This is a genomic window from Agromyces chromiiresistens (genome assembly GCF_029167465.1).
Classification (GTDB): Bacteria; Actinomycetota; Actinomycetes; order Actinomycetales; family Microbacteriaceae; genus Agromyces; species Agromyces chromiiresistens.
On record NZ_JARFNL010000001.1, the window covers coordinates 44,383 to 64,378 of the forward strand.

The 19,996-nt window shown below is 72.3% G+C and carries 23 protein-coding genes; 15 read left to right on the forward strand and 8 right to left on the reverse strand.

Annotation, left to right across the window (positions count from 1 at the left end; translation table 11 throughout):
- The first annotated feature begins 99 nt into the window (after positions 1–99).
- Genes PX701_RS00185 through PX701_RS00195 form a run of 3 tightly spaced genes read left to right on the forward strand, consistent with a single transcriptional unit; the run spans position 100 to position 2,146 of the window.
- On the forward strand, positions 100–456 hold the full coding sequence (locus PX701_RS00185; RefSeq protein WP_231429541.1) for a PadR family transcriptional regulator: 357 nt from the start codon (positions 100–102) through the stop codon (positions 454–456).
- Positions 453–1,244, forward strand: coding sequence for a hypothetical protein (locus PX701_RS00190; RefSeq protein WP_231429542.1), 792 nt, complete (start codon positions 453–455; stop codon positions 1,242–1,244). Before PX701_RS00185 ends, PX701_RS00190 begins: the two co-directional genes overlap by 4 nt.
- Entirely contained in the window at positions 1,241–2,146 is a 906-nt protein-coding gene (locus tag PX701_RS00195) for a hypothetical protein (RefSeq protein WP_231429543.1), read from the forward strand. The genes PX701_RS00190 and PX701_RS00195 overlap by 4 nt, the downstream gene beginning before the upstream one ends.
- Before the next feature lie 63 nt (positions 2,147–2,209).
- Here PX701_RS00195 and PX701_RS00200 read toward each other — a convergent pair whose 3' ends face one another.
- Positions 2,210–2,596, reverse strand: a complete 387-nt coding sequence (locus PX701_RS00200; protein WP_231429544.1) for a phage holin family protein — start codon at positions 2,594–2,596, stop codon at positions 2,210–2,212.
- A 51-nt stretch (positions 2,597–2,647) separates the two neighbouring features.
- Between PX701_RS00200 and PX701_RS00205 the strand changes: the two genes are divergently transcribed.
- The 3 genes from PX701_RS00205 (at position 2,648) to PX701_RS00215 (ending at position 5,625) form a co-directional block, all read left to right on the forward strand.
- On the forward strand, positions 2,648–3,964 hold the full coding sequence (locus PX701_RS00205; protein ID WP_374201077.1) for an MFS transporter: 1,317 nt from the start codon (positions 2,648–2,650) through the stop codon (positions 3,962–3,964).
- A 107-nt stretch (positions 3,965–4,071) separates the two neighbouring features.
- Positions 4,072–4,734: a DUF4232 domain-containing protein gene (locus PX701_RS00210; RefSeq protein ID WP_231429545.1), complete on the forward strand. Its 663-nt coding sequence runs from the start codon at positions 4,072–4,074 to the stop codon at positions 4,732–4,734.
- 147 nt (positions 4,735–4,881) lie between these two features.
- Positions 4,882–5,625: a hypothetical protein gene (locus PX701_RS00215; protein ID WP_231429546.1), complete on the forward strand. Its 744-nt coding sequence runs from the start codon at positions 4,882–4,884 to the stop codon at positions 5,623–5,625.
- 7 nt (positions 5,626–5,632) lie between these two features.
- Here PX701_RS00215 and PX701_RS00220 read toward each other — a convergent pair whose 3' ends face one another.
- Positions 5,633–6,295: an SDR family NAD(P)-dependent oxidoreductase gene (locus tag PX701_RS00220; RefSeq protein ID WP_231429547.1), complete on the reverse strand. Its 663-nt coding sequence runs from the start codon at positions 6,293–6,295 to the stop codon at positions 5,633–5,635.
- A gap of 112 nt (positions 6,296–6,407) precedes the next feature.
- The gene (locus PX701_RS00225; RefSeq protein ID WP_231429548.1) at positions 6,408–7,859 is read right to left on the reverse strand and encodes a DUF6421 family protein; all 1,452 of its coding nucleotides are present in this window, start codon (positions 7,857–7,859) and stop codon (positions 6,408–6,410) included.
- 365 nt (positions 7,860–8,224) lie between these two features.
- Between PX701_RS00225 and PX701_RS00230 the strand changes: the two genes are divergently transcribed.
- Together PX701_RS00230 and PX701_RS00235 are read left to right on the forward strand one after the other, a co-directional pair.
- Positions 8,225–8,788: a hypothetical protein gene (locus tag PX701_RS00230; protein ID WP_231429549.1), complete on the forward strand. Its 564-nt coding sequence runs from the start codon at positions 8,225–8,227 to the stop codon at positions 8,786–8,788.
- Positions 8,789–9,002: 214 nt separating this feature from the next.
- A complete protein-coding gene (locus PX701_RS00235; protein WP_231429550.1) occupies positions 9,003–9,500 on the forward strand; it encodes a hypothetical protein in 498 nt (165 codons plus the stop codon).
- Between the two features lie 55 nt (positions 9,501–9,555).
- Here PX701_RS00235 and PX701_RS00240 read toward each other — a convergent pair whose 3' ends face one another.
- Complete coding sequence (locus tag PX701_RS00240; RefSeq protein ID WP_275505148.1) at positions 9,556–10,062, reverse strand: GNAT family N-acetyltransferase; 507 nt, start codon at positions 10,060–10,062, stop codon at positions 9,556–9,558.
- Positions 10,063–10,118: 56 nt separating this feature from the next.
- Here PX701_RS00240 and PX701_RS00245 point away from each other — a divergent pair, with 56 nt between their 5' ends.
- The gene (locus PX701_RS00245; RefSeq protein WP_275505149.1) at positions 10,119–10,889 is read left to right on the forward strand and encodes a DNA alkylation repair protein; all 771 of its coding nucleotides are present in this window, start codon (positions 10,119–10,121) and stop codon (positions 10,887–10,889) included.
- Positions 10,890–10,975: 86 nt separating this feature from the next.
- Positions 10,976–11,572 (forward strand): NADPH-dependent FMN reductase, encoded by a 597-nt coding sequence (locus PX701_RS00250; protein WP_275505150.1) that lies wholly within the window; start codon positions 10,976–10,978, stop codon positions 11,570–11,572.
- A gap of 36 nt (positions 11,573–11,608) precedes the next feature.
- Here PX701_RS00250 and PX701_RS00255 read toward each other — a convergent pair whose 3' ends face one another.
- The 4 genes from PX701_RS00255 to PX701_RS00270 all read right to left on the reverse strand — a co-directional run bounded on the left by PX701_RS00255 (position 11,609) and on the right by PX701_RS00270 (position 15,211).
- Positions 11,609–12,427, reverse strand: coding sequence for an alpha/beta fold hydrolase (locus PX701_RS00255; RefSeq protein ID WP_275505151.1), 819 nt, complete (start codon positions 12,425–12,427; stop codon positions 11,609–11,611).
- Positions 12,428–12,497: 70 nt separating this feature from the next.
- Positions 12,498–13,796, reverse strand: coding sequence for a serine/threonine-protein kinase (locus PX701_RS00260; protein WP_275505152.1), 1,299 nt, complete (start codon positions 13,794–13,796; stop codon positions 12,498–12,500).
- 57 nt (positions 13,797–13,853) lie between these two features.
- Complete coding sequence (locus tag PX701_RS00265) at positions 13,854–14,696, reverse strand: exodeoxyribonuclease III (RefSeq protein ID WP_275505153.1); 843 nt, start codon at positions 14,694–14,696, stop codon at positions 13,854–13,856.
- A 41-nt stretch (positions 14,697–14,737) separates the two neighbouring features.
- Positions 14,738–15,211 carry a DUF6328 family protein gene (locus tag PX701_RS00270; protein ID WP_231429557.1) on the reverse strand — a complete coding sequence of 158 codons (474 nt, stop codon included), beginning with the start codon at positions 15,209–15,211 and terminating at the stop codon, positions 14,738–14,740.
- Between the two features lie 134 nt (positions 15,212–15,345).
- Here PX701_RS00270 and cofE point away from each other — a divergent pair, with 134 nt between their 5' ends.
- The 5 genes from cofE (at position 15,346) to fgd (ending at position 19,948) form a co-directional block, all read left to right on the forward strand.
- On the forward strand, positions 15,346–16,143 hold the full coding sequence (gene cofE / locus PX701_RS00275) for a coenzyme F420-0:L-glutamate ligase (protein ID WP_231429558.1): 798 nt from the start codon (positions 15,346–15,348) through the stop codon (positions 16,141–16,143).
- Between the two features lie 85 nt (positions 16,144–16,228).
- Positions 16,229–16,969, forward strand: coding sequence for a GntR family transcriptional regulator (locus PX701_RS00280; protein ID WP_275505154.1), 741 nt, complete (start codon positions 16,229–16,231; stop codon positions 16,967–16,969).
- Between the two features lie 134 nt (positions 16,970–17,103).
- The gene (locus PX701_RS00285) at positions 17,104–18,102 is read left to right on the forward strand and encodes a TIGR03557 family F420-dependent LLM class oxidoreductase (RefSeq protein ID WP_231429560.1); all 999 of its coding nucleotides are present in this window, start codon (positions 17,104–17,106) and stop codon (positions 18,100–18,102) included.
- Positions 18,099–18,923, forward strand: a complete 825-nt coding sequence (gene cofC / locus PX701_RS00290) for a 2-phospho-L-lactate guanylyltransferase (RefSeq protein ID WP_275505155.1) — start codon at positions 18,099–18,101, stop codon at positions 18,921–18,923. The genes PX701_RS00285 and cofC overlap by 4 nt, the downstream gene beginning before the upstream one ends.
- Complete coding sequence (fgd, locus tag PX701_RS00295; protein ID WP_231429562.1) at positions 18,920–19,948, forward strand: glucose-6-phosphate dehydrogenase (coenzyme-F420); 1,029 nt, start codon at positions 18,920–18,922, stop codon at positions 19,946–19,948. Before cofC ends, fgd begins: the two co-directional genes overlap by 4 nt.
- Positions 19,949–19,996 lie beyond the last annotated feature (48 nt).

Here is a 19,996-nt window from a genome sequence, read left to right on the forward strand (position 1 = left end):
GGCGAGGAGTGGGTCGACCTCGCCGCCCGAGGAGCGGGCGGTGGCCGTCGGCGCGACGGAACCCTTGACTATAGGAAGATATCTTCCTATTCTTTCCGCATGGCACGCAGACGTGAAGGGCGACTGTTCGACCTCGAGGTCGACATCCTCGCCGCAGGCATCGACCTGCAGCACGACGACGGCGACTTCTACGGCTTCGCCCTGGCGAAGCGCATCGCCGAACGCAACGAGGCGGCCGCGCTCACGGCGCACGGCACGCTCTACAAGGCCCTCGCCCGCATGACCGAGGCGGGGCTGCTCGAGTCGACCTGGGAGGAGGCCGTGCTCGCCGAGGCCGAGGGTCGCCCGCGCCGCCGCCTCTACCGCGTCACCGGCGCCGGTGAGCTCGCCCACCGCGCCGAGCTCGCCGCGCGCGAGCCCGCACCGGCCGCTCGACCGAAGGCGGCGTTCGCATGAGCGGCGACGGGCTCGACCTGGGCGACGCGTTCGTCGAACGCACGGTCGAGCCGCGCACGGGGGCCGATCGCGTCGACGCCGTCGTGCTCGGCTGGTGCCGCTGGTACACGCGCGACCTCGCGGAGCCGGTCGCGACCGCCCGTCGCGCCGAGCTCGCCTCAGACCTGTACGAAGAGCGCGCCGTCGCCGCCGAGACCGGAGAACGGGGGGTGTCGCGGTCGATCGTGGGGCGTCTGATCCGCGGCATCCCCGCCGACCTCAGCTGGCGGCAGGCGCAACTGCGACGGCTCGCGCTGACCGCGCCGCGCGGCACCTTCCCGCTCGCGATGCCCGCGCTGGCCCACCTCGCGACGGCGCTGCTCCTCGCGTGGGGCGTGCTCGTCGTCTGGCGGACGGTCGCGAGCATGGCCTCGGGCGACTGGGCCGGCGCGTGGGATCTCGTCGCGGCCGGTGTCTTCGGCCTGGCGATGGCAGTGCTCGGGGCGGTGCTGACGGCCGCGCCGCGGTTCCGGTGGCTCGGCGCGCTCTGGCTCGCCGCGGCGAGCTACGTGCTCATCAGGTTCGGCATGTACGCCCTCATCGCGTCGAGCACGACGCTCGGCGCGTTCTATGCGGCCGCGATCGAACAGGCGATGCTCGTGAACCGCGCCATGTCGGCGGCCGGGGTGCTCTTCTTCGTCGCCATGGCGGCGTGGTGGCTGCCGAGTGCCGGAGGCATGTGGGCGCGCCGTCGGCGAAGCGACCCTACCGTCGACGTCGCGCCCACCGGAGAGGAGGCGCGGGCATGAACCTGCAGCGCATCGCCGCGGTCGTCGCGATCTCGGGGGCCGTGATCGGCGGGGCGTCGATCGTCGCCCTGGGTGCGGCCGCCTACGCGGCGAACCAGCCGCAGCCCGAGCGGGTCGCCGAGCCGGGCGCCGGACCGGTCGCCGTGGGCGACGACGGCGAACCGTTGGACGCGACCGAGTCGTACCTCGCGTCGCTGCCCAAGGTCGAGCCGGGCGTGCCGACGCCGCCCCCGCAGGAGCCGAAGGCCCCGCCGAAGCCCGGCACCGGCACCATGGCGGCGAGCTACAACCCGTACCTCGAGCCGAGCGACCCCGACTACGTGACGATGGAGGAGCGGTCGGAGTACCTGGGCGTGCAAGAGCTCATCCGACAGTGCATGGCGGAGCGCGGGTACGAGTACCGCATCGCCCGGTGGTGGCTCGAAGAGGACTCCCAGCCGGTCGGACTCGATTTCGAGACATCCGTGCTGTGGGGTCAGGCGCTGCTGGGGCCCGACCACCCGTACAGTCTCGAAGGCGGGTGTGGCACCGAGGCCGAGGCGGCGGCCGAGGCCGCCCGGGCCGCCGGCACGCCGCTGTCGGCACCGGTGCCGCCCGACGACCCCGACCTGCCGACACCGCGCGAGAAGTGGCTCGGTTTCCAAGACGACGTCCGTCGGTGCATGGCCGACAAGGGCTTCGAGTACCTCTACTTCGAGTGGTGGAATCCCGCCTACCTCACGCCCGACCCGATGGATGTCGATCCCCAGGACGCGATGCCCGACGACCTCACCCCCGAGCAGGAGGCGGAATGGGCGCTCGCGGAGGGCGGCGACGCCGGAACCGGCTCCGCCTACCGCTGGGAGGACGCGGGCTGCTACGGCTACGCCGTGCACGTCAACGGCCGCGACGCCATGCACTGATGCACGACGAGACGGATGCCTCGGGGTCGACGCCGGACCCGAGGCATCCGCCTGCTCAGCGGTTCAGGCCCGCTTCTTCTCGGGCGCGATGCGCGGCAGCAGGTACTTGCCCGAGAGCCAGGCGGCGAGCGCGGTGATGATCCAGACGATGACGGCGGCGAGCACCCACGGCGCGACGCCGTCGAACGTGATGCCGTCGCCGAGGGAGGCGACGAAGAGGGCGACCGCGGTCGAGATGAGTCCGGCGACACCCGCCACCGCGGGGGCGCCGCGGTGGAAGAGGGTCTCGACGAGCCACTCGAGGAGCGCCTGCACGGCGGCGAACACGATGATCGCGACGAGGAACCCCGACCAGTGCAGGTGCATGCCCGGAACGAGCAGCGATGCGATGAAGAGGGCGAGGGCGGCGAGCAGGAGCGAGACGCCGAGCCGGATGAGGAAGCGCACCATGGCGTGAGCGTACCGCTTCCGTGCGGGGCCGGTCGGGAGGATGATGGGCGGGTGAGCGAGCCGACGGCGGTGACCCAGACGGCGCGACGGGTGCAGTCCGTCTACTTCACCCTGCTCATCGGCAACACGCTCGCGGCGTCGTTCATCTGGGGCGTGAACACGCTGTTCCTGCTCGACGCGGGCCTCTCGAATCTCGAGGCCTTCGCGGCGAACGCGTTCTTCTCGGTCGGCATGGTCATCTTCGAGGTGCCGACGGGGGTCGTCGCCGACACCCTCGGGCGACGCATGTCGTACCTGCTCGGCACCATCACCCTCGCCGCCACGACGGCCATGTACTACTGGCTCTGGGTGATCGAGGCGCCGTTCTGGGCGTGGGCCGTGGTCTCGGTACTGCTCGGCCTCGGCTTCACGTTCTTCTCGGGTGCGACCGAGGCGTGGCTCGTCGACGCCCTCACGGCGACCGGGTACACGGGCAGCCTCGAACGGGTGTTCGGCCGCGGCACGGCGCTGTCGGGCGCGGCGATGTTCATCGGCTCGATCACGGGCGGCGCGGTTGCGCAGGCGACCGACCTGGGCGTGCCGTTCATCATGCGCGCGGGCGTGCTCGTCATCATGTTCGTCGTCGCCGCCCTGCTCATGCACGACCTCGGGTTCACACCCGCGGGCCGTGCGCACCCGCTGCAGGCGACGAAGACGGTCTTCAAGGCGTCGCTGACCTACGGGCTCGGCCGCCCGCCGGTGCGATACCTCATGCTCGCGTCGTTCTTCACGACCGGCGTCGGCTTCTACGTCTTCTACGCGTTGCAGCCGTATCTCGTCGAGCTGTGGGGCGACGAGGAGGCGTACTCGATCGCCGGGCTCGCGGCGGCCATCCTGTCGGGAGCCCAGGTGATCGGCGGCTACCTCGCACCGTGGGTGCGGCGTCGTTTCCGCCGGCGCACGACGACCGTCCTGCTGAGCCTCGTCGTGAGCACGGGCGTGCTCGTGGCACTCGGCCTCAACCGGAGCTTCTGGCTCGCGCTCCTGCTGCTCGTGCTCTGGGGCCTCGTCGACGCGGCCGCGGGCCCGGTGCGGCGGGCGTACCTCAACGACATGATCCCGTCGGCCCAGCGCGCGACCGTGCTCTCGTTCGACTCGCTGCTCGGCAGCGCCGGCGGTGCGGTCATCCAGCCCGTGCTCGGCCGGTCCGCCGACCTGTGGGGGTACCCGGGGTCGCTGCTCGTGAGCAGTGCGTTCCAGGTGCTCGCCGTGCCGTTCATCTGGCTCAGCCGCCGCCAGCAGTCGCCGGCCGACGTCGCGACGGGCGTCCCCGACGAGGCGACGGCCGCCGATGCGGCCGAGCCCAAGGGCGGGCCGCAGGCCGACTGACCGGGACGCGTAACGGTTGGGGCGCATCAGGGCCATCCCTCTTCCCGGTGGATGCCTCGGGGGTTAGCCTGTGGCGTCGGCGACGTCGCCGCGGTGAGGAGTGGGACATGTCGGTCAGGGTCACACGCATCGTCGTCGCCCTCGGCGTGCTGCTGGCGGGTGCGATCGCCCTGAGCGGTTGCGCGGGTGCGACGTTCTCGGGCGACTCGAGGGGCGAGCCGACCGCCTCGAGCGCGCCGGCCGCATCCGACTCGGCGACGACGGCTCCCGGCACCGGCGCCGACGCCACCGGTTCCGCCGGCGACCCCGGCGTCGCCGAACGCGACCAGGAGCCGTTCTCGGACGACGCGTTCGCACTCCGTTGCCTCGACGGGCAGTTCGCGCTCGCGGTCGAACCGTTGCCCGACGAGTCGGGCGCCGGCTCCTTCGGGTTCAGCCTCGTCTTCACGAACATGTCCGACGACGCGTGCAGCTTCGACGGCTGGCCCGGCCTCATCGCGATCGCCGCCGACGGCGCCGAGGTGGGCATGCCCGCAGTCGCCGACGCCGGAACGTCGTCACTCGTCGTCGTGCCGGCCGGCGGCGTCGCGACCGCGCACGTCCGGGCGTCGCAGGCCGGCGCGTACGACTGCACGCCCGTCGACGCGTCTGGTGTCCGCGCCCGCCTCAGCCCCGACGGCGCCGACGCCGGGATCGACGCCGCGTACGCCATCACCGTGTGCGACGGCGACGTCTCGACGATGACGATCTCGCCGCTCGTCGTCGGCTGACGTCGCCGGTCTCGCCGCGCCCGTATCGGCGCCCTGCGGAGGCGCATGAAACCGCCTGAGGGGGGTTGTACCCCGTTCGGGGGTCACGTAGCATGGCCGGACGCCTGAGCGCCGACCGGTTGCCGCGGCGCGACGAGGAGGTGCCGAGTGCGCAAGGTCCTCCTGCTGTGCGCCGCGATGGCCGTGCTGCTCGTCGGCTCGGTGTCGCTCGGCGTGGCCGTCGCGCGCACCGGCGCACCCGTGCTCTACGACGCCCGCGTGCAACCGGGGGCGGTCGACGAGCTCGACCCCGAGACGGGCACCGGTCCGCGCGTCCCCGGGGCGGACGCCGGCGACACGAGCGGGGCCGGCGAGGCGACCGCGGGCGACGACGATGCAGGTGCGCGCGGCGCCGATGCGCCGGGCGGCCCGGGCGATCCCGGCAGCGGTCGAGGCCCGACCGAGCCGGTGCCGCGCCACTCGACGACGCCCGAGCCGAACGACCCGGCGCCCTCGCCCGGAACCTCGCCCGATGAACCCGGCGACGAGACGCCGCCACCCGCCGACCCCGTGCCCACGGCCGAAGAACAGGCGGCATGGCTGTCGTTCCAGCAGCTCGTGCGCGACTGCATGACGAGTGCCGGCTTCGAGTACCGCCACTGGAAGTGGTGGGAGGCCGAGTCGCCCGACCCCGAATCGCTCGCGCCGGCGATGCCCGACGACCTCACCGAGCCCGGACAGGCCGCCTGGCGAGAGGCGCTCTACGGCACCGAGGGCGGCGAGGGATGCCTCGTGGTCGCCGTCGAGCACGACCAGGAGGAGTCGGCGACGCCCCCGCCGAGCGATGCCCCCGACGCCGGCGCGCCCGACGCCGGCGCGCCCGACGGCGAATCGTCCGGCGCCGAGGGCTGAGCAGCAGTCAGGCGAGCGTCTCGACGCGCCCGTTCAGCTCCGAGGCATCCTTCGACCAGAGGGCGACGACCTCGTCGGCGAGCCGTTCCTCGAGGCCGGCGAGCCCCTTCACCCGGAAGGTGACGGCAGCACCTGCGGGCGCCTCCTTGGCGAGGCCGTGCGCGAGCGACTGCATCCACGACTCGCTCGCGGCCTTGACGGCCGTGTAGTTCGCACCGCCCGCGGTGGGGCGCTCGACGGTCGTCGAAGAGACGATGGCGATGCGGCCGGCGGGGGAGGCGATGAGGTCGTCCCAGAGCGCCCGGCTCACATGGCGCAGCGCCGAGAAGGAGCGCTCGAGCACGCGGTAGTCCTCTTCGGTCTGCCCCGGAATGCCTCCGCCGCCGCGCCATCCGCCGACGAGGTGGACGATGCCGTCGACGTCGCCCACGCGACCGTGCACGCGCATCGCGAGCGGCCAGACCTGCATCTGGTCGGTGAGGTCGGCGACCTCGGTCACGATGCCGGGCAGCTCCGCCGCCATCTCGTCGAGCCGGCCGCGGTCGCTGCCGACGGCGACGACGCGGGCACCCGCCTCGAGGAGCGCGCGGGCGACGGCCCGGCCCGAGGCGCTCGTGGCACCCGCGATGAGCACGGTGCGCCCTGCGGCGCCGGTGGGGTGGTCGGTCATGTGGGGCTCCTCGTCGAGCTGAGTGGAAGCGTGATCCAGGAGAAAGGAAGCTGCTCAGGACGAAACCGCAGATTCCGTCCTGAGCAGCGTACGTCTTCCTGAAACGGTGGGGTCAGACCTCGGTCTTGGCCGTGATGCCGACGGTCGACTCGATGACGGGCTTCATCTTCTTGTCGAGCGCCTCGAAGAACATCGAGAGCGGGAACTCGTCGTCCATCACGAGGTCGGTGTAGCCCTTGGGCGGGCCGGCGAGCACCTCGCGTGGCAGGCCCTCGGCCCAGACCGACGCCGGGTTCGGCGTGACGACCGACGAGACGAGCTCGTAGGCCTTGAGCCAGTGCACCGTCTTCGGGCGGTCGATCGACTCCCAGTAGAGCAGGTCGATCGCGTCGCCGAGCTCGACGACCGCGTCGGCGACCTTGTCCCAGTCGAAGCTGAGCTCGACGTCGCGCCATTCGAGCACGTGCTTCTTGTGCAGCCAGGCGAACAGCAGCTGGCCGCCGAGGCCGTCGTAGTTGCGCACGCGCGAACCGGTGATCGCGAAGCGGAAGATGCGGTCGAAGATGACCGCGTACTGCACGAGCTTGCCGGTCGAGCGCATCTGCTCCTCGACGTCGGTGAGCTCCTCGCCCTTGGCCAGGCGGGCGTCGAGCCCGCGCTGGATCTTCACCGACTCGCGGAAGGCGGTCAGGTCGCAGCGCAGCTCTTCCAGCGAGTAGAGGAAGAACGGCATGCGCTGCTTGATCATGAACGGGTCGAACGGCAGGTCGCCGCGCATGTGGGTGCGGTCGTGGATGATGTCCCACATCACGAAGGTGCGCTCGGTGAGCTCCTGGTCGGTGAGCATCTCGGCCGCGTCGGCGGGCAGTTCGAGCTTCGTGATGTCGCTCGCGGCGCGCACGACCTTGCGGTAGCGGGCGGCCTCGCGGTCCTGGAAGATGGCGCCCCACGTGAACGGCGGGATCTCGCGCATCGCGACGGTCTCGGGGAAGAGCACCGCCGAGTTGGTGTCGTAGCCGGGCGTGAAGTCGACGAGGCGCAGCGACACGAAGAGCTTGTTGCCGTAGTCGCCGGCCTCGAGGGCCGCGATGAACTCGGGCCAGATCGTCTCGACGACGAGCGCCTCGACGTGGCGGTCGAGCGAGCCGTTCTGCGTGTACATCGGGAAGACGACGAGGTGGCGGATGCCGTCGATGCGGTGACGCTGCGGCTGGAACTCGACGAGCGAGTCGAGGAAGTCGGGGACCTCGAGGCCCGCGGCCTGCCACTTGCGGAAGTCTGCCTGGAGCGCGGTGAGGTACGCGGCCTCGTGCGGGAAGCGCGGCGCGAGCGCGGCGACCGACTCGACGATGGCGTCGACGAGGGCGGATGCCTCGGCCTTGTCGGCCTCGACGGGGACGGAGCCGTCCTTCACCTGGAGCGACTGGAGCTTCGTCGCGGACTCCTTGAGGCGGAGCCAGGACGGGTCGTTCTCGACGCCGTCGGCGAGGGCGATCTGCTCGGGCGTGACGTCCTCGAGGACCTCGGGTTCGCCGACGATGGGGTCGATCGTGATGTTCGACATTGTGAACCTCCGTTCCTCGTTGAGGGATCAGATACTGCTGATGGGTGATGGCGTGCGGCATGAATCGCCGCACAACTCAAGGCTACGAGGCATCCGCTCGCGATTGATTGCGTCCCGACGCGGGAATGCTGCGTTCGGGCTCGATCCGGCGATCGAGATCGCCAAGTCGGCGCAACGGCCGCAGCCGAGCAATCATGAGAATACCTCAGCGCCTGCCCCGACCGCCCTCGGTGCCTGCACGCCTCCGGACCCGCGCCGGAACCGACCGCAGGTCCGGTGGGCGTCCTGATGTCGGGGGTCCCGCCGATCCGTAATTTGAGGATCGTTCAGATCCCCGTCAACCCCCGACAGAACAGGAGAGGACCATGAACATCAAGAAGGGCGGAGCCGCTGCGATCGGCGCCGCCGTGATCATCATCTCGATCAGCGGGTGCGCCGGAGTGCGTTCGCAGGTCGAGCAGGGCTCGGGCGCCGCGAGCATCACCTCGCTGCAGACCCAGCAGGACAGCGCCCGTCGCGAGGCCGCCCTGCAGCGGACCGCCGCCCACGGCGGCGTGCAGCAGCGCGCGACCACCTCGCTCGAGGCGCAGCAGGACGCCGCTCGTGCGGAATCCGCACAGCAGCGGGCCGCTCGTACCGAGAAGGGCGAACAGGCCGTGCAGCAGTCGTTCGACTCGCGCGCCTTCGACGCGGTGAGCCTGCAGCAGCAGGCGATCCGCGAACGCCTCGGAGAGCGTCGCGTCACGGTCTCGATCCCCGAACTCATGCGTCAGCAGAAGCAGGCCGAATCGGTCGGCGAGGCCGGCACGAACGCCGCCGACCAGCAGGGGCAGCGCCTCGCGCAGTACGCCGAGCAGTTCACCGCCCACGAGAACGCGACCCCGGTGCCCACCCCGTCGCCGCGACCGATCTCACCGCGCAATCGATGAGCCGCGACCGAGAGCGGGGCTCGTGCCTGACCGGCCGACCCCGCTCTCGTGCTGCGCTGAGGCAGCGGTGCTGATCGCACGATGCGTTCGTGGAGACGGGGCATAGCCGACCCATAGCCTTCACCCGTATCGTCGAGGCTCGGGTCGCATGCCGTCGGCCCGCGGGGCTCGCTCCCGAGCACCCGTCGTGAACGATCCGAATCGAGTCGCCCGCATGACCACTGCCCGTCCGTCCGCCCCCATTGCGCTGATCCTGCCCACGATCGCGCTCGCCGGCTCGGTGGTCGTCACCGTGATCGGCGCCCTCTCCACGAACTCGGCGACCGCGACCCTGAACGCCGCGCTCACGAGCCAGACCGGCACCGCGGCCGACGTCTACGGCAGCCAGTCGGCGATCGTCGCCTCGAGCGGCCTCGTCACCGCCGGAATCGTCGGAATCGTCGTGTCGCTCGCCCTCTTCGGTGCGCTGATCGGCTTCGGCGCCCTCTCCAAGCCCGCGGCCGAAGCGCCGGCCGACGAGGTCGAGTCGATCGACGACGACGAGTTCGACGCCGAGCCGGTCGCGGCGCCGGTGCTCGACGAGGCGACGGCCGCCGAGCCGGTCGCCGCCGCGCCCGCCACCGACGATGACGCCGCCGCCGAGCCGGTCGCCGCCGGGGCATCCGCACCGGCCGAGGCGCGCGACGCCGGAGACGAGCCCGCGCGAGCCTGACCGCTCCCTCCGTCGAAGGGCCCCCGCACGCCGCGCGTGCCGGGGCCCTTCGCGTTCAGAGGCTCTTCGCCATGTGCAGCGACGCCGCCTCGAAGCCGAGGCTCTCGTACAGCTCGATCGCGGGCAGGTTGTAGGCGAAGACGTTGAGGCCGAGCGTCGGAGAGCCGTGCTCGCGCGCCACCTCTTCGGCGTGCTGCATGGCGGCACGCCCCAGGCCGCGCCGGCGGAAGGGCTCGCGCACGTGCACGTCCCACACCCACCAGGCGTCGCCGCCCTCGGCCCACGGGCCGAGCCAGAGCCAGCCGGCATCCTCGCCGTCGACGAAGATCGCGAGCAGCACATGCCCTGGCTTCATCTCGCCGTCGGCGAAGAAGCGATTCGTCGACGCCTCGACGGCCGCCTTCGCCTCCGACGGGGTGTCGCCGGCGCGCAGCCGCGCCGCCTCGTAGTAGGCCATCGACTCGGGCAGCCACATGCGCAGGTCGTCGCCCGTGATCGGGCGGAATTCGACGACCTGGTCGTCGGCTGCTGCTGGCTCGGTCTCGGTGATCGCTTCGCTCATCGCTCCATCGTGGCCGATGCCCCGCCGAGAGGGAAGGGCCGCGGTAGCGTACCGGCATGACGGATGCCTCGCCCGCGGCCCAGGGCGCCGACGCCGTGCGCGCCGCGCTCGCAGAGGCGGCCGACCCCGACCGGGTACCGCAGCTCGCACGGTTCTTCAAGACCGGCCCCGGAGGCTACGCCGAAGGCGATCGCTTCATCGGGGTGACGGTGCCCGAGACCCGCGCGGTCGTGCGCCGCTTCACCGAGCTGCCCCCCGCCGAGGTCGATGAGCTCCTCGACAGCCCCATCCACGAGCACCGCCTCGCGGCACTGCTCGTCATGGTCGCGCAGTTCGGCCGCGCGAGCCGCACGCGCACGCGCGACGAGGCGGCTCGGCTGCGACTGCACGACGCCTACCTCGCGGCGGTGCGACGCGGTCGCGTCGACAACTGGGATCTCGTCGACAGCTCGGCCGAGGTGCTCGTCGGCGAGGTGCTCTTCACGAGCGCCCCCGTCGAGCAGGTCGAACCTGCGCTCGTCGTCGAGCTCGCGGCATCCCCTTCGGTGTGGCCGCGCCGCGTCGCGGTGCTCGCGACGTTCGCGGCGACGAAGGCGGGCGATGCCCGCCCGGCGCTCGCGATCTCCGAGCGGCTGCTCGACGATCGCCACGACCTCATCCACAAGGCGGTCGGCTGGATGCTGCGCGAGGCGGGCAAACGGGTGGACCGGGCCGAACTCACCCGGTTCCTCGACGAGCACGCGGCCCGGATGCCGCGCACGATGCTCTCGTACGCGACCGAGCACCTGACGCCCGACGAGCGGACGGCCTACCGCGCGATGCGCTGACCTCGCGGATCCCCGCCGGGTCGTGCCTCTGGCGGGTCGCCGCGAGCGGGTGCAGTCTGGAACCCACGAGACGAGGGGGTTCTCACATGCAGGTCGACATCATCCACCACGAGCCGCCCTATCGGGTCGGGGTCTTCATCGGCAGCCTCGCGAGCGACTCGATCAACCGCACGCTCGCGAAGGCGCTCATGCGAATCGCGCCCGAGGAGTTCACGTTCGACGAGATCGTCTACCGCGACCTCCCGCTCTACAGTCGCGACTACGACCCCGACTACCCGCAGGTCGCGCGCGACTACAAGGCCGCGATCCAGGCGTCGGATGCGCTGCTGTTCGTCACGCCCGAGTACAACCGCTCGGTGCCGGGCCCGCTCAAGAACGCGATCGACTGGGCGAGCCGCCCCTGGGGCGAGAACGCGCTGACCGGGCGGCCGTCGGCCGTCATCGGCGCCTCGCCGGGGGCGCTCGGCACGGCGGTCGCCCAGCAGAGCCTGCGCAGCATCCTGAGCTTCTGCAACGCGCCGCAGATGAACGCGCCGGAGGCGTACATCCACGTGACGCCCGGGCTCATCACCCCCGACGGCGAGGTGACGGTCGAGAGCACCGAGGAGTTCCTGCGGGTGTTCATGCGGCGCTTCCTCGAGTTCACGACGCGCGTGCTCACGGTGCTGCCGCGGCCCGACTGACGCGACGGGCGGGTCGGGCCGCGCGGGCGGAGTCGGCTAGAGCCCGTGCTCGTCGAGCCAGCGGCGGAGGGCTGCGCCGACCTCGTCGGCCCGTTCGACGCTCGGCAGGTGCGCGGTGCCCGCGACGCGGATCCCGGTCGCGTGCGGCACGGACTCGACGATCGCCTCGTACTGCACGGCGAAGGGCGTGAGGTCGTGCTCGCCCACGATCGCGAGGGTCGGCACGGCGATCTCGCCGAGGCGCTCGGCAGCGGGCGGGTCGAGCGGCACCTGCTCGCCGTCGTCGGCCACGTGCGCGATGTTCGGCTCGGCGAGCTCGTGCGCCCGGGCGAGGAACGCCGGGTCGAGGTCCGACTCGCCTCGCCCGGTGCCGACGGCGAACAGTGCCGTCTCGAGCCGGATGTACCCGGCCGGGTCGGCCAGCGGGTCGATCGCATCGACCGCGTCCATGCGATGCTGCTCGTCGGGCGTCGGCGCCACGTCGGGGTGGCCGCCGATGCGCGCGCCGATCGTGACGAGGCCGGCGACGCGGTCGGGAGCCGCGAGCGCGACGTCGATCGCGAGCGCCCCTCCGCGACTCGCACCGACGACGGTCGCCCGCTCGATGCCGAGGTGGTCGAGCAGCGCGATCGCGTCGTCGTGGTTGGCGAACGGCACCGAGAAGTCGTGGCTCGTGCCGCCGAACCCGCGCGGGTCGTAGCGCACCACGAAGTGCTGCGCGGCGAGGGCCTCGGCCTGCTCGTCCCACATGCGCAGGGTCGCGATGCCGGCCGGGATCAGCAGCAGGGCGGGGTCGGAGACGGCGCCGGCCGTCTCGTAGCGGAGTCCGGCGCCGGGGAGTTCGAGAACGGGCATCCCATGATGCTAGGGCTCAGGGCGTCGCCCCGGCGAACGGGCGCCGGGGGCGCAACGGCGTCGACCCCGCTCAGTCGTCCTTCTTCCCCTTGCCCTTGTCGTCCTTGTCGCCGTCGTTGCGGTTGCCGCCGCTGTTGCCGGGCCCGCTGTTGTCGTCGTCGGCCTCGGTCGGCGTCGGCGTCGGCGTCGCGGTCTCGCTCGGCGTGCTCGAGCCGGCCGGCGTCGTCGGCGTCGGACCGATGTCGGCTTCGCCGCCCGTGGTCACCGCACCGATGACCGCGTGCGTGATCAGCACGATCGCGACGGCGGCGATCGCGAGGGCGGCCACGACGAGGGCCGGTCGACGCCGACGCGAGCGACGATCGCCCTCGGGGGCATCGCGTTCGTCGGTCGGCATGGCCACGGTGGCCCCGGTGGCTCCGTACGCGCCGGACATGCCGGCAGCCGTCGCGCCGGCCGCCGCCGAGCCGGCCGCGACCGGCAGCACCCGCGTCGGACCCGTCGCCGTGCCGCCGGCGCCGTACGTGTCGAGGCGTCCGGCGGCGACGGCGACCTCGAGCGCCGAGGGTCGCGCCTCGGGCTCGCGCGCGGTCATCGCGCTGAGCAGCGCGACCCAGTCGGCGCCGAGCGCCTCGGGGATCTCGGGGTCGCGGACGAGCCTGGCGCCCGCCGCCTCGGCCGCGGGGCCGGGGAACGCGGTGCGGCCCGTGCGCGCCTCGAGCGCGAGCAGCCCGAGCGAGTACACGTCGGAGGCCGGGCCGGCCGGCGTGCCCCCGACCTGCTCGGGGCTGACGTATCCGGGGGTCCCGACGAGCAGCCCGGTGCGGGTGAGCCGGGCGTCGTCGATGAGCCGGGCGATGCCGAAGTCCGCGAGCTTCGCGTTCCACGTGCGCGCGGGCAGGTGAGCCGGTTCGAGCAGCACGTTCGCGGGCTTCACGTCGCGGTGCACGATGCCGCGGTCGTGGATGACGTGCAGGGCTTCGCCGAGGTCGGCGAGCATCCCGGCCGCGTCGGCCGCGTCGAGCGGCCCGTGCCGAAGCGCCTCGCGGAGGTCGCGTCCCTCGACGAGCTCCATCACGAGGTATTCGCGCCCGGTCGCGGGGTCGCGGGCGGCGTCGTACAGGCGGACGAGCGCTCGGTGCTGGAGGCTCGCCAGCAGCGCGACCTCCGAACGCCGTCTCGCGGCGTCGTCGATGCCCTCCGCGGCCTCGGCGAACAGCTTGACCGCGACGGCGCGGCCGAGCGACTCGTCGTGGGCGCGGTAGACGCTCGCCATGCCGCCTCGGCCGATGAGCGCCTCGAGCCGGTAGCGCCCGCCGAGCACCGCCCCGATGAACGGGTCGGCGCCGGGATGGTGCGTGCTCGTCACGTCTTCGAGCGTATCCCGCGCGCCTGCGTCATGACTGGGGGTTGCGGTCGGGGCGAGTCAGCCGAAGATCATCGGCAGGTCGCCGTCGTCGTCGCCGAGTTCGAGGTCGACGAGCACCGGCACGTGGTCGCTCGGGGCGTCGCCCTTGCGCTCGTTGCGGTGGATCGACGCGCCGGTCACGGCGTCGGCGAACGCCTTCGAGCCGAGGATGAAGTCGATGCGCATGCCCTCGTTGCGCGGGAACCGCAGCTGCTTGTAGTCCCAGTAGGTGAAGAGCCCCTCGGGCACGTGCGGCCGCACCACGTCGGAGAGCCCCGCGCCCTCGAGCGCGAAGAACGCGGACCGCTCTTCGGGCGACACGTGGGTGGTCTGGCCGACGACGACGGTCGGGTCGCCGTTGTCGACGTCGAACGGCGCCACGTTGAAGTCGCCCATGAGCGCGAACGGACGCTCGGGGTGGGCCGTCGTCTCGGCGCGGGTGTACTCGGTGAGCGCGGCGTACCAGTCGAGCTTGTAGGTGAGGTGCGGGTCGCCGAGCGCGCGGCCGTTCGGCACGTAGAGGCTCCAGAGCCGCACGTCGTCGACGGTGGCGCCGATCGCCCGTGCCTCTTTCGGCAGGTCGGGCCCGTCGTGGCCCTTCAGGAAGCCCGGCATGCCGGGGAACTCGATCTCGACGTCGCGGATCGGCGTGCGACTCGCGATCGCGACCCCGTTCCACTGGTTGAGCCCGTGCAGCGCGAGCTCGTAGCCGGCCTGCTCGAACGCCTCGTGCGGGAACTGCTCGGGCTTGCACTTGATCTCCTGCATGGCCAGCACGTCGACGTCTTCGCGCACCATCCAGTCGACGACACGGCCGACGCGGGTGCGGATCGAGTTGACGTTCCAGGTGGCGATGCGCATGGGTTCCAGCGTAGGTCAGGCCGGCGACACCACGAGCCGCGTCAGTCGCCGCTGCGCGCGAGCACCGGCACCACGATCCAGACCGCCGCGACGGCGATGAGCGCGACGGCGATCGCGATGAAGCCGGCCTCGCGGCTGACCGCGACGTCGAAGATGAGCCCGGCGACGCCGACCGCGAGCAGCGACACGACGCCGAGCAGCACGAACAGGATCCGGTTTCCCGTGCGCACGAGGCGATCCTTCTGGCGGCGCCCGTAGAGCATGCGGTGCAGGATCACGGGTGCGAGCCCGAGCACCGTGGCGAGGCCGGCGAGCCCGACGAGCGTCAGGTAGAGCACGAGCTCGTACTCGTCGAGGTCGGCGAAGCGGGGCTGGAAGGCGGCCGCCAGCAGGAAGCCCGAGATGAGCTGCGTGCCCGTCAGCACGGAGCGCAGCTCCTGCAGGATGTCCGCCCAGTTGCGGTCGAGGCGCTCGGTCGGCGTCTCGTTCCGCGCGGCGGAGGTGTCGGTGGCCATACGCGATCGTATCGCCGCGGCATCCGGTCGGTTCAGGCCCTTGCCTGTGACCCGCCCGCTATGGCAGGGCCGGTGAACTGCCAGAATGGTTGCGCCGCCACCCGGCGGCAGCGGAGTCCGATGGGGGAGCGTCCATGGCTGCAGGTTTCAGCGTCGAGGGCGTCGACGGGCTGCCCGAGATCTCGAAGGGCGACGACCTCGCCGCGCTCATCGCGTCGGCGACCGAGCTCGCCGACGGCGACATCCTCGTCGTGACGTCGAAGATCGTCTCGAAGGCCGAGGGGCGCGTCGTCGAGGCATCCGACCGCGAAGCCGCGATCACCGCCGAGACCGTGCGCGTCGTCGCGACGCGCGAGTACGACGGCGGCATCACCCGCATCGTCGAGAACCGGCAGGGCATCGTGGGTGCCGCCGCCGGGGTCGACGCCTCGAACGCGCCCGACGGCACCGTGCTGCTGCTGCCCGTCGATCCCGACGCCTCCGCACGCGATCTCGCGACCGGCCTGCGCGCGCTCACCGGGCACCGCGTGGGCGTCATCCTCTCCGACACGCTCGGCCGGCCCTGGCGCGAGGGGCAGACCGACCTCGCGATCGGCGCGGCCGGCGTGCACGTCTTCGACGACCTGCGGGGCGGCACGGATGCCTCGGGCAAGCCCCTCTCCGTGACGATGCCGTGCGTGGCCGACGAGATCGCCGGCGCCGCCGAGCTCGTGAAGGGCAAGTCGTCGGGGGTGCCGGTCGCCATCGTCCGAGGGCTCGACCGCTACGTCGGCGACCTCGACCTGCCCGGTGCGCGCTCGATCCAGCGGCCGAGCGAGCGCGACCTGTTCCGGCAGGGCGCCGACGAGGCGTACGACGAGGGGTACCGGGCCGGGTTCGACGAGGCCCAGGCCGAGGGGTCGCTCCGCTCCACCTCGGAGGACTTCGGGTAGGCCGCCGCCCCACCGGCGCACTGGCTTCGGCTTTTGGATCCAAGCCCTGTGCCCGCTGCCGGTTCTTCCGATACATTCGGTTGCCATGAGCGAACTCACCGCCCCGACGGGCCGGACCCCGGGCTCCGGGCTCGACGCCGACGCCCTGCAGCAGCTCGCCGGCAAGCACCAGACGGGCTATCGCTCGGTCGGCGTGATGGTCTACGACATCCTGCGCGATGCGATCCTCAACGGCACGCTGCCGCCGGGGCAGAAGCTGCGGCAGGAGACGCTGGCCGAGTCGATCGGCGTCTCGCGACTGCCGGTGCGCTCGGCGCTCATCCAGCTCGAGGCCGACGGGCTCGTCGAGTTCCACGAGCGGCGGGGCGCCGTGGTGAAGTCGCTCTCGGCCGACGTCGCGCGCGAGGTGTACGACATCCGTACACTCCTCGAGGTCGAGGCGCTGCGTCGCTCGATGGCCGAGATGACCCCTGAGCGCCTCGAGCGGCTGCATGCGCTCGGGCGCACCGCCGACGCCGAGGAGGAGGGCGCCGACTTCGTCGACGCGCGCACCGAGTTCTACGCCGAGCTCTACGACGCCGCCCGCCGGCCCGTGCACTGGGAGATGATCGAGCAGCTGCGCCTCAAGGTCGGCCGGTACGTGCTCGGCTGGCGTCTCGTCGACGGCGCGGAGCACGGGCACTCGCATGAGGAGCTCATCGCGGCCGTCGAGGGCGGCGACGTCGAGCACGCCGTCGGCGTGCTGCGCTCCCACCTCCAGCACGTGCGCGACGCGGTGCTCGAGTTGCTCGACCGCGAATCGGCCCCGGCGCCCGCGCGCCGCTGACGCGGACGGCGCGAGTGCGAGGCATCCGCGTGCTCTTGCTTTTTGGATCCAGTATCCGAAACAATGATTCACGACGCACACGAGGAAATGCCTCGGCGTGACGCCGCCCGGTCGACCCGCGAGAGGATGGAGGAGTGTCAGTGCACATCGGCTACGCCGCCATGCTCGAGCAATTCCCTCCCGCCGAGGCGGTCGCGCTCGCCGCGCTCGCCGAGCAGCACGGGTTCACCGGGGTCATGGCGACCGACCACTTCCAGCCCTGGACGCCTCGCCTGGGGCAGGCCTCGCACGTCTGGAGCGTGCTCGGCGCGCTCGGCGAACGCACCCGCGGCGACTTCGGTCCGGGCGTGACGACGCCGACCTTCCGCACCCACCCCGCGGTCGTCGCCCAGGCCAGCGCGACGCTCGCCTCGATGTACCCCGGCCGGCACTGGCTCGGCATCGGCTCGGGCGAGGCGCTCAACGAGCACGTCGTCGGCCAGTACTGGCCCGAGGCGCCCGACCGCATCAACCGCATGTTCGAGGCCGTCGAGCTCATCAGGAAGCTGTTCACCGCCTCGATCGCCGGCCGCGACGTGCGCCACGCCGGCCCGAGCTTCAAGCTCGAGACGACCCGGCTCTGGACGATGCCGCCGGTCGCCCCCGAGATCTACGTCGCGACCGCCGGGCCCGTCACCGCGCGCCGTGCCGGCCGCGTCGCCGACGGGCTCATCACGACGACCGGGCCGATGGACCGGCTCGAGGCGCTGCTCGCGCGCTTCGCCGACGGTGCGCGCGACGGCGGCCGCGACGTGCGGCGCATGCCGAAGATCCTGCAGCTGCACCTGTCGTGGGCCTCGACCGATGGCGACGCGATGCGCAACGCGCTCACCGAATGGCCGATCGCGGGCATGCGGTTCGGGCGCAGCGACATCCGTTCGCCGTTCGAGTTCGAGCAGCTCGCGCGCACGGTGCGCCCCGAGGACTTCGAGGGCCGTATGGTCGTGTCGGCCGACCCCGACCGGCACCGGGCCGAGATCCAGCGGTACCTCGACCTCGGCTTCGATCGCATCTACCTGCACAACGTCGGGCGCAACCAGGCCGAATGGCTCGAGGTCTTCGGCCGCGAGGTGCTTCCGGGGCTGCGCGCATGAGCGGGGCCGGCATGGATGCCTCGGCCGAGTCGCTCCCGCCGGCCGGGCCGACCGCGCAGGCGCGATCGGCCGACTGGACCGTCGTCGTCCCCGTCAAGGCGTTCGCCGCGGCGAAGACCCGGCTCGGGCCCGTCGTACCCGCCGAGGCGCGTGCCGCCCTCGCCAGGGCGTTCGCGCTCGACACGATCGCGGCGGCACGCGCCACTCGCAACGTCGGTCGCATCGTCGTCGTCACCGGCGAGGTCGACCTCGGGTCGCCGCTGCCCGACGGCGTCGAACTCGTGCGCGAACCGCAACCGGCACCGGCCGAAGGCCACGCCCCACCGGACGGCGCCCAGGCGGGCTCGCCCGCCCGCCCCGCCCCGACCGGGCTGACCGCCGCGATCGACGCGGGGGTCGACCACGCCCGCACCCACGGGCTCGCACCGGTCGCGGTGCTGCTCGGCGACCTGCCCTCCCTCCGCACGAGCGAGCTCGAGTTCGCGCTCGAGGCCGCCGCGAGGCATCCACTCGCCTTCGTCGCCGACGCCGACGGAACCGGCACGACCCTCGCGACCGCCGCGGAGGGCGTGCCCATGCGCCCCGCGTTCGGCGAGCAGTCGGCGGCACGGCATCGCGAGGCCGGCTTCGCCGACCTCGCGGGCAGCGCCCCCTTCGCGAGCCTCCGCCGCGACGTCGACACCGTCGAGGCGCTCGAGCGCGCCCTGCAGCTCGGCGTCGGCGGGCGCACGGCCGAAGCGGTCGCCGCGCTCGCCGAGGGATCGCTGCCGCACATCGGGTATCGACCGGCTCAACCAGCAGAAAGAAGGAGCACGACATGACCCTCACCCTCGGATACAAGGCCAGCGCCGAGCAGTTCGACCCGCGCGAGCTCGTCGAGATCGCCGTCGCCGCCGAAGGGCACGGCATGGAGTCGGTGTTCACGAGCGACCACTTCCAGCCGTGGCGCCACACCGGCGGGCACGCGCCGTTCTCGCTCGCGTGGATGGCCGCGGTCGGCGAGCGCACCTCGACCGTGAAGATCGGCACGAGCGTGATGACGCCGACGTTCCGCTACAACCCGGCGGTGCTCGCCCAGGCGTTCGCGTCGCTCGGCGTGCTCTACCCCGACCGCATCATCGCGGGCTTCGGCTCGGGCGAGGCGCTCAACGAGATCGCGACCGGCTTCCGCGGCGCGGGCGAGCAGGACTGGCCCGAGTTCCGCGAGCGCTACGCCCGGCTCCGCGAGTCGGTGCGCCTCATGCGCGCGCTCTGGAAGGACGAGGGGCAGGTCAGCTTCGAGGGCGAGTACTACTCGACGCACGACGCCTCCATCTACGACCGGCCGGATGTCGCGGTGCCGGTGTACATCGCGGCAGGCGGACCGCAGGTCGCGAAGTACGCCGGGCGTGCCGGCGACGGCTTCATCTGCACGTCGGGCAAGGGCGCCGAGCTCTACGTCGACCAGCTCATGCCGGCGGTTCGCGAGGGCCTCGCGGCGCGCGACGACGGTCGCACCTTCGACGAGTACGACCGCATGATCGAGATCAAGCTCTCGTACGAGGAGGACCTCGACACCGCGCTCGACAACACCCGGTTCTGGTCGCCGCTGTCGCTCTCGAAGGAGCAGAAGCACGACATCACCGACCCGGTCGAGATGGAGCGCGCCGCCGATGCGCTGCCGATCGACGTGATCGCCAAGCGCTGGATCGTGGGCACCGACCCCGACCGGGTGACCGAGCAGATCGGGCAGTACATCGACTGGGGCTTCAACCACCTCGTGTTCCACGCGCCCGGGCACGACCAGCGCCGCTTCCTCGAGCTGTTCGAGCGCGACCTGGCGCCGCGGCTGCGGGCGCGCGGCTGAGACGGGCTGCGCGGGCCCGCCCGCCGGTCGACATGTCGGAGGATTCGC